Below are 15696 nucleotides of genomic sequence, written 5' to 3' on the forward strand. Positions count from 1 at the left end.
GCTGTTCATGATCGTGGGAACGGAATGGACGCTCAGCGTCCATTGGGTTCCCAGGGTCGTGGAGCGGGTGGCGAGGGAGCGGGGTGCGGGCCTTTCCGGCGACGGAGTCGGCGGCGACCACGCTGGGACCGCAGCCCGGCACGACCAACGCGACCAAAGCGCCTTCACACCCCGCGCCCCTCCCGATAGCTGCCGGGTTTTCTGCGCGGACGGGCGGCTGTCAAGCCGCCCCCAACAGCACGCGACAGGCCACCTGTTCGTCGAAGATCCATCGCGGCTTGACAGCCGTTCGGCCGCGCGGACCATCAAAAGTCGGGAGGGGCGCCAGGACACCGCCGGCAGACGGGCCCGGGACGGTGCAGGTCTTCGACGTCCACGCCGGAACAGCCGAGGCCTACACCGTCATTCGGTGCTCTCCTCGGGGCCGCCGCCGGACGACGGCGGTGGCCCCGAGGCCGGGTGACCGGTCAGCCGGCCTTACACGGCGCGCCGGCGCAGACGTCGACGACCGTTCCCGTGGTCAGGAACACGGCCTTCTGCTCGCGGGCGAGGGCGCTGTTGCGCGGATCCGAGTGCGGGTCGCGGCCGTACTGCGGTCCGACCGGAGGCAGGTTGGTGGTCGGCGGGGCCGGGCTGCCGCTGTCCCAGACGACGAAGGCCGAACCCCGGTAGGGGTAGTCGCCGATCGGCGTGATGCCCCAGTACGGGGTCACGTCGGGGTTGCGGCCGTCAGTGATCGCCGGGGTGTGGACGCGGGCCCCGATGGTGCGGGCCTCGACCTCGGCGGCGACGTTGGTGACCTGGTGGTCGCCGAAGGCGATGTGCATGAGCACCTGGTGGCGCGGGGTCTCCGGCAGCGGATGGTCCGTCATGTTCGCGGCGTAGCCGTCGGGTTCGGCGCGGTCCCAGAGCATCTGCAGGAGGGAGAAAACCGTTTCCTGGTCGAGCTTGTCGGGGTAGCTCTGGTTCATCAGCTGCCCGAACGGCACGAAGTCCGTGCTGCGGCTCAGTAGCAGGCTGTAGTTCATGCCGGGCACGCCGAGCACCGCGCGGCGCACGTCCTGCGAGACGGCCACGACCGTGCCGCCCATGATGCCGCCCTGGCTGTTGCCGTCGTACACGACGCCCTTGCGCTGGTCGACGAGCGGCCGACCGTCGGGGGTGCGGAACGCCGGGTCGGCGGACAGCCCCTTCGGGTGGGCGAGCAGCCGGCCGAGGAACAGCGTGTCGAGGACGCCCTGTTGGAGCCGGTCCGCGACGGCCGGGAAGTTCGCGATGTTCGTCAGGCTGCCGGCGACGACCTGGATGTCGTCCTCGCTCATGCCGATCCACTTCGCCGCGCAGAACGTGAAGTCGTGTTCCTGCGCCATCGCCTTGACGTTGCCCGCGGCAACCTCGCGTTCGCTGCCGAGCAGGCCGTGCCCGTACAGCGAGGCCTGCGACGGCGCGTCGAAGGCCGAGCGCGGGATCTCGCACTGGAACGCCGCCTGCTGGGTGTTGCCCGGCAGCTGCCGCGGCAGCCCGTCGCGCCCGTAGTTGAACGACGAACCCGGCGGCCCGTCGGGCTGGTTGAGGTAGCTCGGGACGGTGACGACGCCCCTGACCTCCCGCGCGATCCGCGGGTCCTGGTCGGGCGTGCGGTCGGTGACCGAGGTGATCGTGTATGAGGGCGCCTTACCCCGCAGGTCCCGGAACGCGTCGTCGCGCATGTGCAGCAGCGCCCCGGTCAGGTTCTCGGTGCTCGCCACAGTGAAGTCCCAGGCGAGGTACAGCCCGCGCACATCCACGTGTGCGTGGTCGGCGAGTTCGCGCAGCGCGGGCCGCAGCCGCTTCTGCCGGGCCCACAGCGGGTCGGTGCGCGGCAGGTTGCCGCCGACGAGCCGGCTGAAGACCGGCCCGGCGGCGATGGGCGCGCCTGCCGTGTCGCGCAGCCCGCGCAGGCCGACGGCGTACGTGTGCCCCGGCGTGAAGGAGCGGGCCGGGTGGACGAGCAGCGCCTGGCGCGCCGGGTCGGTGGCCGTGGCGTCGAGTTCGGCCCAGTACGGCCAGCGGCGTCCCGTCTCGGTGTCGACGATGACGATCGGCGCGTCTGGCGCGAGCGAGCGGGCGACGTCGGTGACGGGCGCCGCGCCGCTGCGGGCGAGGTCCAGCCCCGGCACGTGGACGACGAGCATCGAGCCTGGCGAGAACCCGTCGGAGCGGTTCCACGCGGCCGGATCGACGGACGCGCCAAGGGCGTTGGTGGGCAGCATCGCCGAGGTGAACGCGACCCGACGCCCGGTCTCGGTCGACCGGTCGCGCACGGTGTACCAGTCGTTGGGGAACGGCAGCAGGCACGCAGTCGGGTCGATCGGGTCGCAGCTGGGCGTGGACGCGGCCTCGGCGGCGGCGAGTTCGCCGCCGTCACCGGGGTCGCTTCCCGCCCCCGTGTCTGCGGACGCGGTCGCCGCGGGCCCGGTGAGGACGAGCGCGCAGGCCGCGACCGCGGCGAACGCACGACTCCGCCGGGCGGATCGGGCAGCGGGGCGGATGCTGTCGGACAGGGGTCTGGAACGCAACGGGCCACCTCCGGGGAACGACGCGGACGAGCCTGGGACGAGCCTGGGACGGACCTGCGAGGCCTGCGACGGACGTGGTTCACTGACATCCTGCTGGTCGAACAACGCAATGCCACCTGGGAAGTTACGCAGACTTAACGGGGGTGCGTGGTGACCCGTCACAAGGCCGGAGCGGATGGTGGCGCACGGCCCGACGCCCCCGGAGCGGGTGGTGCGGGCCGAGCAAAGGCCCCCGGAGCGGGGGGTGGCGCCCGGCCCGGCCCCAGCTCGGAAGTCGGCTCCGCCGCGTGTTCTGACGTTCCGTCGGTTGCGGTGCCTCCGCTCACGCTTGGAGGGCGGCCGATCGGGGAGTGGCTGGCCGGGCGCGCGGCGCGGATGAGCGGGGACGTCGTACGGCGGATCGTCGACGAGCTGCCGGTGTACCGGCAGTTGCCGCGCGAGGAGGTCACCGGCGAGATCGCCGACATCGTCGAGCACAACCTGCGCGTGCTGGCACGGGTGTTCGCGGACCGGCGCGGGGCCTCGGAGGAGGAACTGGCGGCGCAGCGGTTGTCGGCGGCACGGCGGGCCGAAGAAGGCGTGCCGTTGGACGCGGTGCTCGGCGCGTACCACGTCGGCATGCAGGCGGCGTGGGAGGAGCTGTCCGAGGCCGCCGCCCCAGACGAAATCGCTGATGTGAAGGCCGCGTTGCGACTGTTGCTCCACATGCTACGGCAGGTGACGGTCGCGGTGAGCGCGGCGTATCTGGAGGAGCGCCGGACGCTGGAGACGCAGGAGCACCACGGCCGCCGGTCGTTGATGACCGCGCTGATGGCGGGCGACCCGGTCGACGGCATCGCGGAGCGGGCGGGACTGCGTCCGGCGCCGCACTACGTCGTGCTCACGCTGGTGATCGGTCCGCACCCCGACGAGGCGCCGGGCTCGGGCAGCCCGAAGATCGCGGCCCGTCGCAAACTGCGGCGAGTGCAGGGCGAGTTGGAGCGGTTCACCGACGAGCCCGCGCTGATGGTGATCGATGCGAGCGGTGGGACGGTGCTGCTTCCCGCGGCGGGCGGGCCTCCGGCATGGGAGGAACTGTGCGGGCTGGTGGACCGTACGGCGAAGGCCGCCGGAGCGGAGATCACGGCGGCGGGTGCTGTGGCCGCACCGTCGGGGGTGCCGGAGGCGGCGCGGCAGACCGCGGAGGTCGTGGACCTGGTACGGCGTACCGGGCGTGGGACGGGGCTGTTCCGGCTGGCGGACGTCCTGCTCGACTACCAACTGAGCCGTCCGGGCGAGGCCAGGGAGCAGCTTGCCCGGCTCCTGCTTCCGCTGGCGACGCGTCCGGAACTACTGGAGACGTTGGAGGTGTTCGTGCAGTCGGGGTTGAGCCGGCGGAAGGCCGCGGCTCGATTGCATGTTCATCCGAACACGGTGGACTACCGGGTGCGGCGGATCGCCGTGTTGACGGGTCTCAACGCGGCCCGGGCCACCGACCTGCCGAGGATCCGGGCGGCGCTGGTGGCCCTTCGGGCCGGCCCTGTCGGGCGTGCCGGGCCTGCCGAGGCTGCCGGGCGTGCCGGGCCTGCCGGGCGGGTCTGATGCTAATTATTGATGAACAAAAATCGTTGATCTTCAAACATGGTTGAAGACGCAATGATCTGGTGGTTGAATTCGGAACGACCGCAGCGGGGGCGCGCGACTCCGCCCGGCGTCAGGCTCACACCCCCCACAGCACCCCGGGAGTCACCATGACCACCGCCCTCGCACGCCCCGAACTCTCCGCCGGCACCTGGGTGATCGACACGGCCCACTCCGCCGTGACGTTCAGCGTCCGGCACTTCGGCCTCGCGGCCGTGCGCGGCGGCTTCCGCGAGTTCTCCGGCCAGATCACCGTCGGCGAGGACGTCCTCGCCGGCTCGGTGCGGGCGGAGATCGCCATCCCGTCGATCCACACCTTCAACGAGGCCCGCGACGGGCACCTGCTCAGCCCCGACTTCTTCGCCGCCGAGGAGCACCCGACCGCGGTGTTCACGTCCAGTGCGGTGTCCCAGGTCGACGCCGAGACGTTCGACGTCAAGGGCGAGCTGACGCTCAAGGGCGTCACGAAGCCGGTCGAGCTCACGCTGACCTTCAACGGCACCGAGACCGACCCGCAGAGCGGCGCGCTCAAGGCCGGCTTCAGCGCGACCACGACCATCCTGCGCAGCGACTTCGAGGTCGGACCGCACTACCCGCTGCCGTCGGGCAAGGCCGCCATCGCGGACAAGGTGCGCATCGACCTGGAGATCGAGGCGGCGCTCGCGAGCTGACGCGCCACGCCTAAGCGGCCGACGCCGCCGTGCCCCGGGGAGCGGGCGCGGCGGCGTCCGTGTTTGTTGCTGTGGGTTGTGTTCGTGTTTCTTGCCGGGGTTGCGTGTGGTGGTGGCTGCGGCTTCCCGGCTACGTCCGGCTAGAACGCGCTGCGTCGAGGACGCCGTTCATGACTCTGAGGATGCGGTCGGCCGCCTCTTCCGGGTCCGGCTGTCCGAGATCGAGCCACGCGATGACGGCGTCTACGGCGACACCGGGCAGCAGACGCGCGGCCCAGTCCGTCCATGCGCCGGGTGGTAGGACGCCTGCCAGGCTGCGGCCGGCCAGATGCTCCGACACCTGGGCCAACTCGTCGTACAGCTCGCGGAATTCCGGTTCGCGTGCGGCGCACCGGTACAGCACACGGAACCCGTCGGGGTCGGCGGCGGCCGCGCGGAGGAACGCCGCGAGGCTGTGCTCGCCGTAGTTCCCCGATCCGACGCCTGCCATCAGACGGTCGCGGGCGCGCACGAAGACGGCTAGGCACAGGTCGTGCTTCGAGTCGAAGTGGCGGTACAGCAGAACGCGGGTGATGCCGGCTTCGGCGGCGATGTCGTCGACGCTGGTGTTCGCGAAGCCGGTCCGGACGATGGCTCGGGTCGCGGCGTCCAGGATCTGCTCTCGGCGCTCGACTCGGCGCATGCGGCGGACCGGTGCGGCTTCGTTCGACGGGGTTGCTGTGTCCGTGATCAGGTCCGGGGTTGTGAGTGGGTTTCGGTTCGTTTGCCTGTGTTCGGTGTATCTCTTGCCGTTGTGCAGGGAGTCTACAAATCCTGGGCGCCGGGCAACGGGCAACCGTTCACCAGGTAGGCACACCCGCCGGTCTCGCGGGCACGGAGTGCGGCGGCCGCGCGTCGTGCGGTACGCGGGTGCAGCGCGGCCAGCGCCTCGTCGACGGGCAGCGCGGCGGCGCCGATCAGCTCGATGTCGACGGCTTGGAGGTCGCGGGTCTGGTCGGCGGTGAGCGGCGGCGCGTCGAAGACGAAGTTGAGGATGACCCGGCCGAACACCGCGGTGGAGGTGGCGTCGACGACGAGGAGGCGCCCGGGGACGACGTCGAGTCCGATCTCCTCCGCCACCTCGCGCACCATGGCCTCGTGCGGCAACTCGCCTGGCTCCACCATGCCGCCGGGGAGCTCCCAGCCGTCCTTGTAGGACGGGTTGACGACGACCAGGCGTTGGTCCGGGTCGAGGATGAGGGCCATCGACGCGGACGGGTCGCCGGGGAGCGAGGCTACGAAGTCTCGGAGGCCTTGGTCGGGTTCGGGGATGGCCGTGGGGTCGGGGATGGCCGTGGGGTCGGCGTCGGTGGGCGGCTGGTACGTCGTCAAGGGTGGTTCCTCCTTGCTGTCGGGGCTGCGTTGGGGCTGAACCGTTGCCGGCCTGGTCCGTTGCGGCTGGCACCACTTTTGAGCTGCACCGTTCCTGGCCTGCTCCGTGGTCGGTGGCCTCCCGCCCCTCCCGCTTTTGATTTTCGCGCGGCCGCCCCGCGCGTCAAGCCGCGGTGGACCTTTGAAGTACCGGCGGCCTGTCCCGTGCAGGAGGGGGCGGCTTGACCCGCGGGCCGTCCGCGCTGAACATCCTCGGCACCTGCGGGAGGGGCGGGAGGTGTGGCGCCGCTCCCTCGCTTCGCGTCGCCGGGCTGCGGTCCCAGCGTGGTGGGCGCGCGGCGCTGCCGGTCGGTGTCGGCCGGGTGCCGGGACGGGTCGCGCCGCCGGGCCGCGGTCGCCGATCTCTCACCTCTCACTGACAACGGTTTTCAAAAGAACCAGATGGCAACATGTGGCCATTTGGTTCTTTTGACGCAAAGTCAATAGGGGTTCGGCCGCCCCAATGCCCGGATTTGGTGCGATATGAGACCCATGGAGCCCGGTCACCGGTCGTCAAAGGCGGTCGCCCGCCCACGCTGGGACCGCAGCCCGGCGACGCGAAGCACGCATTGCGCCTCCACACCGCCTCCCCCTCCCGATAGTTGCCGCGGTTTGAAGCGCGGCCGGGCGGCTGTCAAGGCGCCTCCCCGACACGGGACAGGCCACCTGTCGAGGACCGGTCCACCGCGCCTTGACAGGCGACCGGCCGCGCGGACAATCCACAATCGGGAGGGGGAGGTGGCCACCGCCGGCGTGCAGGTCCGGGGACCGTGCATGGCCGGCGGTTTCCACGCCGCAACAGGCGAGGCCCACCCCACGAGGCAGTACTGCTAGTCCGCCGCCACCGCGCTCAGGACGTCCATCTTCGCGGCGCGGGCCGCCGGGCGGGTGCCGGCCAGCAGGCCGCCGAGTACGCCTGCCGCGACCAGGATGGCCAGCTGGCCCGCCGGGACGCTGACCGGGATGTCCTCGGCGCCCGACAGCACGCCGACCGCCGACCAGGCCAGGAAGCCGCCGAGGAGCACGCCGGTCAGCGCGCCGAGGGCCGCGACGTACGCGGACTCCCAGCGCAGCGACGCGCGGACCTGGCCGCGTTCGGCGCCGATCGCGCGCAGGAGGCCGATCTCGCGGCGTCGTTCGTGTGCGGCCAGCGACAGCGTGTTGGCGATGCCCCCCAGTGCGATCAGCAGTGCCAGGGCGAGCAGCACGTAGACGACCATCACGAACATGTCGACCAGGGCCAGCGAGGCGTCGACGTAGCCCGCGCGGTCGTAGACCTTCGGGTTGCCGTACGCGGTCGCCAGCGCCTCCACTTCGGCCTTCACCGTGTCGGCCTTCGCGCCCGGCGCGAGTGCCAGGACCGCGAGGGCGTCCAGGTCGGCGACGGAGTGCGGGGCCCAGGCGGTGCGGTCGATCAGGTAGTCGCCGACGACCGAGTTGCGCTCGTACACGCCCGCGACGGTGAGGTCGGCCTTCGCTCCGTCGGGGTAGAGGGCGTGCACGGTCGAGCCGACCTTGAGCCCGTCCTCGTCGGCGGCCTTGCGCGAGACGGCGATCTTGTCGGTGCCGAGCGCGTTGGCGGTGCCGTGGGTGAGGTCGAGGTCGAGCGCGCGGTCGAGGTGCGCCGTGTCGCCGGCCATGACCGCGACGCTGGAGCCGTTCGCCAGGATGTTGCCGCGCTGGAGCCCCACCGCTTCCGCGACGCCCGGCAACGCCGCCGTCTTGCGGGTCAGTTCGGGGCTGTGCCCGGTGCCGGCGTAGCCGCCGGTCGAGGAGGCGATGACGACTCCGTCGGTGAGGGTGCTGTTCGTCTCGTGCTCGGTGCCGTGCTTGAGCGAGGCCGCGAAGACCGCGAAGACCGTGACGACGGCGATGCCCACGACCATCGCGGTCGCGGCTCCGGCGGTGCGGCGCGGGCTGCGCAGCACGTTGCCGCGGGCCAGCATCGGGCCGGCGCCCAGCTTCGCGAACGGGGCGGTCAGCACGCGTCCGACGGCCCGGACGACGACCGGCGCCACCAGCAGCACACCGGCGAGTGCGGCCAGCGCTCCCGCCGCGAGGACCAGGGCGTTGTCGGCGAGGGCGACCAGCACCGCGCCGGCCACGGTGAGCGCGACCCCCGCGATGGTGCGCCGGGCCGGGATACCCGATGTCTCGGCGGCCGAGCTCCGCAGTGCGGCGACCGGCGGGACCTTCGACGCCTTCAGCGCCGGGATGAGCGCCGACACCAGCGTGACGACGATGCCCACCGGCAGCACGATCGCGGCGGTCACGCCACGCAGCGTCAGCCCCGTGCCCGGGAGTTCCATGCCGACCGCGCTGAACAGCGCCTTGAGGCCGGCTGCCAGCCCCGCACCGGCGAGCAGGCCGAGCACCGACGCGGTGACGCCGATGATCAGCGCCTCGGCCAGCGCCTGCGTCCGGATCTGCCTGCGCGACGCGCCGAGCGCGCGCAGCAGCGCGGCCTCTCGGGTGCGCTGCGCCGACACGACGGAGAACGTGTGGTTGATGCTGAACGCCGCCACCACGAGCGCGATCCCGGCGAAGGCGGTCAGGAACGTGCGGAAGACCTTGAGGAATCCGTCCGCTACGGCGTCCACCTGCTCCTGTGTGGCGTCGCTGCCCGGCAGGGCCTGGGTGCCCGGGGGCAGGACCTTCTGGATCGTGGCGGCGGCGGCGCGCTGGCCGGCCTTGTCCGGGTCGCCGGCGAGCCGTACGGAGACGGACGTGATCTCGCCCGGGGTGCGGGCGACGTGGGCGCGGGCGCCTTCGAGGCTGAAGCCCGCGTACGAGCTGCCGCCGAACGCGTCGACGTCGCCGAAAGTGGCGACACCGACGATCGTCGCCGCCACCGGCGCCGGGGTCAGCACGGTGATGTGGTCGCCGGGCTTGAGGTGCGCGGTGCGGGCCGAGGCGCGGTCGACCACAACCTCTTCTGGGCCCTGCGGCGCGCGGCCCTCGGCGAGACGGTAGGGGTTGAGCGCCGGGTCGCCGATCCAGTTCGAGGCGATGCGCGGGCCGTTGCCCGCGATCATCTTGCCGTCCTTGTCGACGAGTTGCCCGTAGCCGATGATGACCGGCTCGGCGTTGGCCACGCCCGGCACGCCGCGCACCAGGTCGGTGGTGCCGGCGGGGATGGCCGCCCGGTTGGTGCCGGGCTGGTCGGTGACGTCCGTGGCGTTCCGCACGACGACGTCGGTGCCCGCGCCGTTGTCGCGGATCAGGCCGCTGACGGAGTCCTGGACCGTGTCGGACAGGATCAGCGCACCCGACAGGAACGCCGTGCCCAGGATGACGGCGATCAGCAGTCCCGCGATGCGGCGCTTGTACGCGAGCAGGTTGCGCAGCGCGAGCCGGGGCAGGCTGATGCGCGCGACGGTGTTGTGTGCGGAAGTGCCCTGCGTGGCGGGGATGTTCATGACCGGACGCCTGCCTTCCCGGGGAGTTCGAACGCCTTCATGCGGTCGAGGACAGCCTGCGGGGTCGGGCCGTCCATGCGGTCGGCGGTGCGGCCGTCCGCGAGGAAGACGACGGTGTCGGCGTACGACGCGGCCACCGGATCGTGGGTGACCATCACGACGGTCTGGCCGAGCGTGTCGACGGCGTCGCGCAGCAGGCCGAGGACCTCGGCGCCGCTGCGCGAGTCGAGGTTGCCGGTCGGTTCGTCGGCGAGGACGAGTTCGGGACGGGTCGCGAGTGCGCGGGCGACGGCGACGCGCTGCTGCTGGCCGCCGGACAGCTCGCTCGGCCGGTGCCCCAGCCGATTGGCGAGGCCGACGGCTCCGATCACCCGGTCGACCCACTCCGGGTCGAGGCGGGCCTTGGCGAGTGACGCGGGCAGCGTGACGTTCTCCCCCGCCGTCAGCGTCGGCAGCAGGTTGAACGCCTGGAACACGAACCCGATCCGGTCGCGGCGCAGCCGGGTCAGCTCCTTGTCGGACAGCGTGCCGAGGTCGGTGTCGCCGAGCAGCACCTGGCCGCCGGTGAGCGTGTCGAGGCCGGCCAGGCAGTGCAGCAGCGTCGACTTGCCGGACCCGGACGGGCCCATGACGGCGGTGAAGCGGCCGAAGGGGAATCCGAGCGTGACGTCGTCGAGCGCGCGGACCTCGGTGTCGCCACGCCCGTAGGCGCGGACGGCGTGCACAGTGCACGCGGCATAGCGGCCGCCCGACTCGGCGGCGGCCGAGCGTGCGGTGGGGGACGGAGACGTGCCGGACATGGCGGACTCCCGGAGAGGAGGCGGACGGTGGCTGGCTGGCTGCGCTGATGCGATGCGCGGCTACGCGAGTGGTGTGCGTCTTTGCGCCGCGGCTTTTGTGTGATGTGCGTTGTGCGGAGTGCGATATGCGGTGTGCGTTATGCGGTGCGCTTCGGCCGTGCGCTTCGGCCGTGCGCTTAGGCCGTGCGCGTTGTTCGGTGCGCGGTTCGGCGCTGTGCGGTGCGGCCCTGGCGGGATCCGGCGCCAGGTCTGCTTCGGCCGACCGGGTCGGCGTCGCACGGCTTGACGTCCCCAAGCCTGCTCGTCCGGCCGCCGCGGATCGTCCCGCTCCGGGAGGCAGTCTTGGGCCTCCCGCCGCAGGTCACCGGGCCTGTCCGGAGGCTCCCGGCGTACTCCCCCGGGAGCATCCGCACCCGGCTGGATGCTTCGTCGGGAGGCCCGGCGCGCACCGCCGTCAGGCGACGCCCCGGGGCACGCGCGCGTCCTACAGTGGCCGAATGACCGCCATCGACACCTCCGCCGGCCCCGCCGAGCCCGCGCCGCCGGGCCGGTTCGGGCCGCGGTTCGGCCGGCCTTTCGCGTGGCTGGCGCGAGACGTCGCGGTCAGCGCGCTCGTTCTCGTGCTGCAGACCGTCGGCACGATCGGCGCCGCCCACGGGCAGCGCAACGACACGGACCTGCGCGGCCTGGATGCTCTTGCTCTGGTCCTGGTGTGCGTCGGGCCGCTGCTTTTGCTCGCGCGGCGCCGGCATCCGGTCGCGGTGCTCGTCCTGTCGCTGCTACCGCCGCTGGCGTACACGCTGCGCGACTACCCGCCGGGACCGATCTACCTGTCCCTGATCGTCGCGTTGTTCACGGCCATGACCGCCGGGCACCGCGCGGTGTCGTACGTCATGCTCGTCGTCGGCTACTTCACGCTCGGCTGGCTCGGCCCCTGGGTGCGCGACAACTCGCTCCCGGACGCCGCGTGGGCCGGCGGGGTCGCCGCGTGGCTGCTCGTGCTCGCGACGTTCAGCGAGGTCGTGCGCGTGCGCCGGCAGTACGCGGCGGCCGAACGCATGCGCGCGGCCGAGGAGCAGCGCCGGGTCACGGAGGAGCAGGCGGCGCGCGTCGAGGCCGAGCGGCGGCGGGCGGGTGAGGAGCGGCTGCGGATCGCGCGCGAGCTGCACGACGTCCTGGCGCACCACATCTCGCTGATGAACGTGCAGGCGTCGGTCGGCCTCGAGCTGATGGACGCCAACCCCGAGCAGGCCAGGAGCGCCCTGACCGCGGTCAAGCAGGCCAGCCGCGAGGCGCTGGGCGAACTGCGGGGTGTGCTGGCCGTCCTGAAGGGCGGCGACGACGCGGAGGCCGCACCGCGGACGCCGACCTATGGCATCGCCGACCTGGACGACCTGGCCGCCCGCGCCTCCACCGCGCATCTGGCGGTGCGGCTCGAACGGGCGGACGCGGTCTCCGACCTGACCGGGCCGGTCGGGCTCGCGGCGTACCGGATCGTGCAGGAGGCGGTCACGAACGCGGTGCGGCACTCCGGCGCGTCGGTGGTGACCGTGCGGCTCGCCCTGACGGACGGCGACGAGGCCCTGCGCGTCGCCGTCGAGGACGACGGCCGAGGCCCCGACGCCGACCCGGCGCCGCAGGCCGGCGGAGGGCACGGCCTGCGGAACATGCGCGAACGCGCGACGGCGCTGGGCGGCACGCTGTCCACGGGCGCGCGAGCCGGCGGCGGCTTCGCGGTGGTCGCGGTGCTGCCGCTGAGCCGTGACGACGCGCCGGCGCCGGCGCCGAATACGGGCACGGGCACCTCGAACGGGCGGTCGGATACGGCAGGATGAACGCTTTCAAGGCTTTCAACGGGGTGCCGACCCTCATCATCGAAAGGGCTGATGACGCGTGATCAGGCTGGTCCTCGCCGACGACCAGGCGCTGGTGCGCGCCGGGTTCCGCGCCCTCGTCGACGCGCAGCCGGACATGACGGTGGTCGCCGAAGCCGCCGACGGCGCCTCCGCGTTCGAGGCGGTGCGCGAGCACAAGCCGGACGTCGTCCTGATGGACATCCGCATGCCCGGTGGCGACGGCCTGGAGGCCGCGCGGCGCATCACCGCCGACCCTGACCTGGTCGACACCAAGGTGATCATCCTGACGACGTTCGACCTCGACGAGTACGTGTTCGAGGCACTGCGCAACGGCGCCAGCGGGTTCCTCGTCAAGGACACCGAGCCGTCCGAACTGCTGCGCGGCGTCCGGTCGGTCGCGGAGGGCGACGCCCTGCTGTCTCCCGGTGTGACGCGGCGTCTGATCGAGGAGTACGCCGCTCAGGCGAGCCCGCCCGCGCAGACCCCCGACCTCGAACTCCTCACCGCGCGCGAGCGCGAGGTCGTCGCGCTCGTCGGACAGGGCCTGTCCAACGAGGAGATCGCCGAGCACCTGGTGGTCAGTCCGCTGACCGCGAAGACGCACGTCAGCCGGGCGATGGTCAAGCTCGCGGTGCGCGACCGGGCGCAGTTGGTGGTGTTCGCGTACGAAACCGGCCTGGTCCGCCCGGGGCGGAAGTAACCGCCAGACCGCACCGGAACGGATCAATCCGCCCATGTGTGGGGAAGACCCCATGCATGGACGCGCAGCTGCTCGCCGCGGAACTCGGAGTCGCCACGGGGCTGATCGGAGCGTACGTCCACCGCAGGGGCCGGGTGCGTGCCTGGCTGCCGCACTTATTGATGGCCGCCGCGATGGCGGCCATGGCCGTTCCGGCGCGCGATCCGCTGGGTCCCGCCGGCTGGATGCTCCTGCTCGGCTGCGCGGCGGCGTGGGCGATGGGGCGGCCGCGTCCCGGCCGGACCGGGATCTCGGGGCGGCGGGCGGCGCTGGCGCTCGACCTGTACGCGATGGGGGTGCTGACGCTTCTGATGCCGGCAGTGCACGCGCATAACGTCGGCCCGCACCACCACGAGGCCACAGCGGCGACCGGCTGGTGGCAGGCCCCCTATATCGGCTTGCTGTGCGTGTGGTTCACCTGCCGTGTGGCACTGGCGGCGGTTGAGGCTCGGCGGCGCGCGGCGCCTGTCGGTATTCCTGTTGAGGCCGCGAACCCGACTGTCACGTACGCCTGTTCGGCGGGGATGATGGCGGCGATGGGCCTGATGGCGTTCGGGCAGTGAGGCCGGCGGTCAGCAGTCGAGCGCCCGCATGGCGAGCCACAGGTCGTGCTGTGCGGGCGGCGTGAGCAGGTCCATCGACAGCCGTTCCCCGAGCCTGATCAGGCGCTTGCGCAAGCCGGGCACGGTGATGCAGAGGATGTGGGCCACGGCCTGCATCTCGCAGTCGCACTGCAGCCATACGCTCAGCGTCACCGCGTCCACCGAGCCATGGGCGTGCAGCACGTCGCCGAGCAGTCCGAGCGCCCACGCGGTCGCGGCGGGCTGGGCGAGGACGTCGGCGAACCGCTCGGCGCCGCCTGCGACGGACACGCTCTCGGCGCGGCGGCCGGTGTCGATGCCCAGCGCCAGCGCGAGCTTCGCCCGCGCGCCCACGGTGGCCAGGTCGACCCCGAGCAGCGCGCCGATCAGCCGGATGCGCGCCGCGACGGTGCTCCGGTGCAGGAACAACCGCCGCGGCGCGTCCCGTGCGGACAGCAGCCAGGTCCGTGCGGTGGCGACCAGGTCGTCACGCGCCGGGTCCTGGGCCCTGGCCGGCTCGTGCTCGTGCAGCGGACGCAGGAACGCCGCGGCCCAGCGGCGCCCGACGTCCCCGGCCACGGACGCCAGACCGCTCTCGAGGCCGCGGGGCACGCTGTCCCGGCCCGCGGCGCGAGGTGGTGTGAGCATGTCCGCGAGTGCGTGCCGGTACGCGGAGGCGATGTCGCGCAGCGGCACGCTCACGCTCGCCGTCACGCGCCACTTCGGGTGCGCGTCGTCGGCCGAGAACAGCGGGCCGGACGGTGGCGCGATCACGACGGTGTGCCGTCGGTTCGGGCACCGGCCGGCCCACAACGACGGGTCGCCCGCGATCAGCGGGTGCGCCAGCACGTCGCCCCGTGCCTCGGGCCGGGTGTCGACGAGGAACACCCGTGCGGGGTCGGGGAGTTTCGCCCCGAGCACCGCCGCGACCCGCTCGGCGGCGCCGATCTGCCCGGCCAGGATGAGGGCGACGGCCCCGTCCCTGACCGTCGCCACGGCGGTCGACACCCGCTTTTCCCACGCGGCCAGTTCCCACGCCGCGGGCCGGATCGCGGCCGGCCCCGTCGACCGCGCTCCCTCGCCGTACGCCGCCCCGCCCCGCCCGTCCTCTCCGAACACTCTTCCCCGCTCTTGCCTTCGGCCTCGCCCGCTAAGGCCTTGCCCACCGGCCTAGTACCAGGGCGATTGGTCCATGTACCAGACCTGGTTCTCGTTGCCGTTGTAGTAGTACTGCTCGACCTGGGTCCCCGCGGCCGTGCTGTCGTGCGGCATGTCGATCGCCATACCGCTGTTGGCGTTGGTGAACGACGCGATGTTGTAGTCGCCCGTGGCCTTCGCCCAATTCCACACCTGGTTGGTCCCGTTGTTGCAGTCCCACTGGATCAGGCCGACGCCCGGGGACTTGCTGCCGTACGGCACGTCCAGGCACTTGAGGCTGTTGGCGTTGCGCAGGCGCGGGCGGCCGTTGCCGTCGTACTCGCGGAACCAGGCCTGGCTGCGCCGACCGGTGCACTGCAACTGGACGACGTGGGCGCCGTTCGCCGTGCTCGCGCCCTCGATGTCCAGGCACAGGTTGGTGTTGGCGACCCAGCGCCGCATCTCGAACCAGCCCGACGGCACGTTGTCCGCGTGGGCGCTGCCCGCGGTGGCGGCGATCGCACCCAACGCGAGGACGCCGGAGGTTACCGCCATCGTCGCCTTCTTGCGCATGCTCATGCTTCTCCCGATGGTTCGTCGGTGTGGGGGACGCACGGTCCGGATCGCGGACCGTGCTCCGGGATCCTGACACCGGAAACCACCGTGGGTCACCACCGAACGCCCTTCAGGCGACCAGGAGTAACCGGGCGCCGTACTTACCCGTCAACTCGAAACCGGTGCGGGAGAAAGCCGGTTGGGCTGCTCGCGGGTTGCTTCTGGGCTAGGCAGCGTTTTGGGGATCAAGGTCTGAGCCAGAGGCGGATGGCGGCAAGGGTGACCGTGCCGTGGAAGACGTAGGCGCGCTGGTCGTAGCGGGTGGCGACCGCCCGGAAGGCCTTCAGCCG

The 15696-nt window shown here is 72.3% G+C and carries 12 protein-coding genes and 1 pseudogene; 5 read left to right on the forward strand and 8 right to left on the reverse strand.

The window, feature by feature from the left end; translation table 11 throughout:
• Positions 1-467: 467 nt before the first annotated feature.
• Entirely contained in the window at positions 468-2558 is a 2091-nt protein-coding gene (locus QI554_RS40040) for a hypothetical protein (RefSeq protein WP_281477684.1), read from the reverse strand.
• 375 nt (positions 2559-2933) lie between these two features.
• Here QI554_RS40040 and QI554_RS40045 point away from each other — a divergent pair, with 375 nt between their 5' ends.
• Positions 2934-4139, forward strand: a complete 1206-nt coding sequence (locus QI554_RS40045; RefSeq protein WP_281477686.1) for a PucR family transcriptional regulator — start codon at positions 2934-2936, stop codon at positions 4137-4139.
• Positions 4140-4288: 149 nt separating this feature from the next.
• Positions 4289-4849, forward strand: coding sequence for a YceI family protein (locus QI554_RS40050; RefSeq protein ID WP_281477687.1), 561 nt, complete (start codon positions 4289-4291; stop codon positions 4847-4849).
• A gap of 130 nt (positions 4850-4979) precedes the next feature.
• On the opposite strand, the gene QI554_RS40055 is transcribed toward QI554_RS40050, so the two are convergent.
• From QI554_RS40055 to QI554_RS40070, 4 genes are all read right to left on the reverse strand, one after another.
• A complete protein-coding gene (locus QI554_RS40055; RefSeq protein ID WP_281477688.1) occupies positions 4980-5531 on the reverse strand; it encodes a TetR/AcrR family transcriptional regulator in 552 nt (183 codons plus the stop codon).
• 122 nt (positions 5532-5653) lie between these two features.
• Positions 5654-6220, reverse strand: coding sequence for an NUDIX domain-containing protein (locus QI554_RS40060; protein WP_281477689.1), 567 nt, complete (start codon positions 6218-6220; stop codon positions 5654-5656).
• 869 nt (positions 6221-7089) lie between these two features.
• On the reverse strand, positions 7090-9678 hold the full coding sequence (locus tag QI554_RS40065) for an ABC transporter permease (protein WP_281477691.1): 2589 nt from the start codon (positions 9676-9678) through the stop codon (positions 7090-7092).
• A complete protein-coding gene (locus QI554_RS40070; protein WP_281477692.1) occupies positions 9675-10478 on the reverse strand; it encodes an ABC transporter ATP-binding protein in 804 nt (267 codons plus the stop codon). The genes QI554_RS40065 and QI554_RS40070 overlap by 4 nt, the downstream gene beginning before the upstream one ends.
• 497 nt (positions 10479-10975) lie before the next feature.
• Here QI554_RS40070 and QI554_RS40075 point away from each other — a divergent pair, with 497 nt between their 5' ends.
• The 3 genes from QI554_RS40075 to QI554_RS40085 are packed head-to-tail and all read left to right on the forward strand — an operon-like array spanning position 10976 to position 13636.
• Positions 10976-12313, forward strand: coding sequence for a sensor histidine kinase (locus tag QI554_RS40075; protein WP_281477693.1), 1338 nt, complete (start codon positions 10976-10978; stop codon positions 12311-12313).
• 58 nt (positions 12314-12371) lie between these two features.
• Entirely contained in the window at positions 12372-13034 is a 663-nt protein-coding gene (locus QI554_RS40080; RefSeq protein ID WP_281477694.1) for a response regulator, read from the forward strand.
• A gap of 56 nt (positions 13035-13090) precedes the next feature.
• On the forward strand, positions 13091-13636 hold the full coding sequence (locus QI554_RS40085; protein ID WP_281477695.1) for a DUF5134 domain-containing protein: 546 nt from the start codon (positions 13091-13093) through the stop codon (positions 13634-13636).
• Between the two features lie 9 nt (positions 13637-13645).
• Here the strand turns inward: QI554_RS40085 and QI554_RS40090 are convergent, their stop codons facing one another.
• The 3 genes and pseudogenes from QI554_RS40090 to QI554_RS40100 form a co-directional block, all read right to left on the reverse strand.
• On the reverse strand, positions 13646-14662 hold the full coding sequence (locus QI554_RS40090) for a helix-turn-helix domain-containing protein (protein WP_281477696.1): 1017 nt from the start codon (positions 14660-14662) through the stop codon (positions 13646-13648).
• A 162-nt stretch (positions 14663-14824) separates the two neighbouring features.
• On the reverse strand, positions 14825-15370 hold the full coding sequence (locus QI554_RS40095) for an RICIN domain-containing protein (RefSeq protein ID WP_281477697.1): 546 nt from the start codon (positions 15368-15370) through the stop codon (positions 14825-14827).
• Positions 15371-15591: 221 nt separating this feature from the next.
• Positions 15592-15696 (reverse strand): annotated as a pseudogene (locus tag QI554_RS40100) (IS5/IS1182 family transposase); the annotation flags it as partial.

It is taken from the genome of Yinghuangia seranimata, assembly GCF_029953285.1.
GTDB classification, from domain to species: domain Bacteria; phylum Actinomycetota; class Actinomycetes; order Streptomycetales; family Streptomycetaceae; genus Yinghuangia; species Yinghuangia seranimata.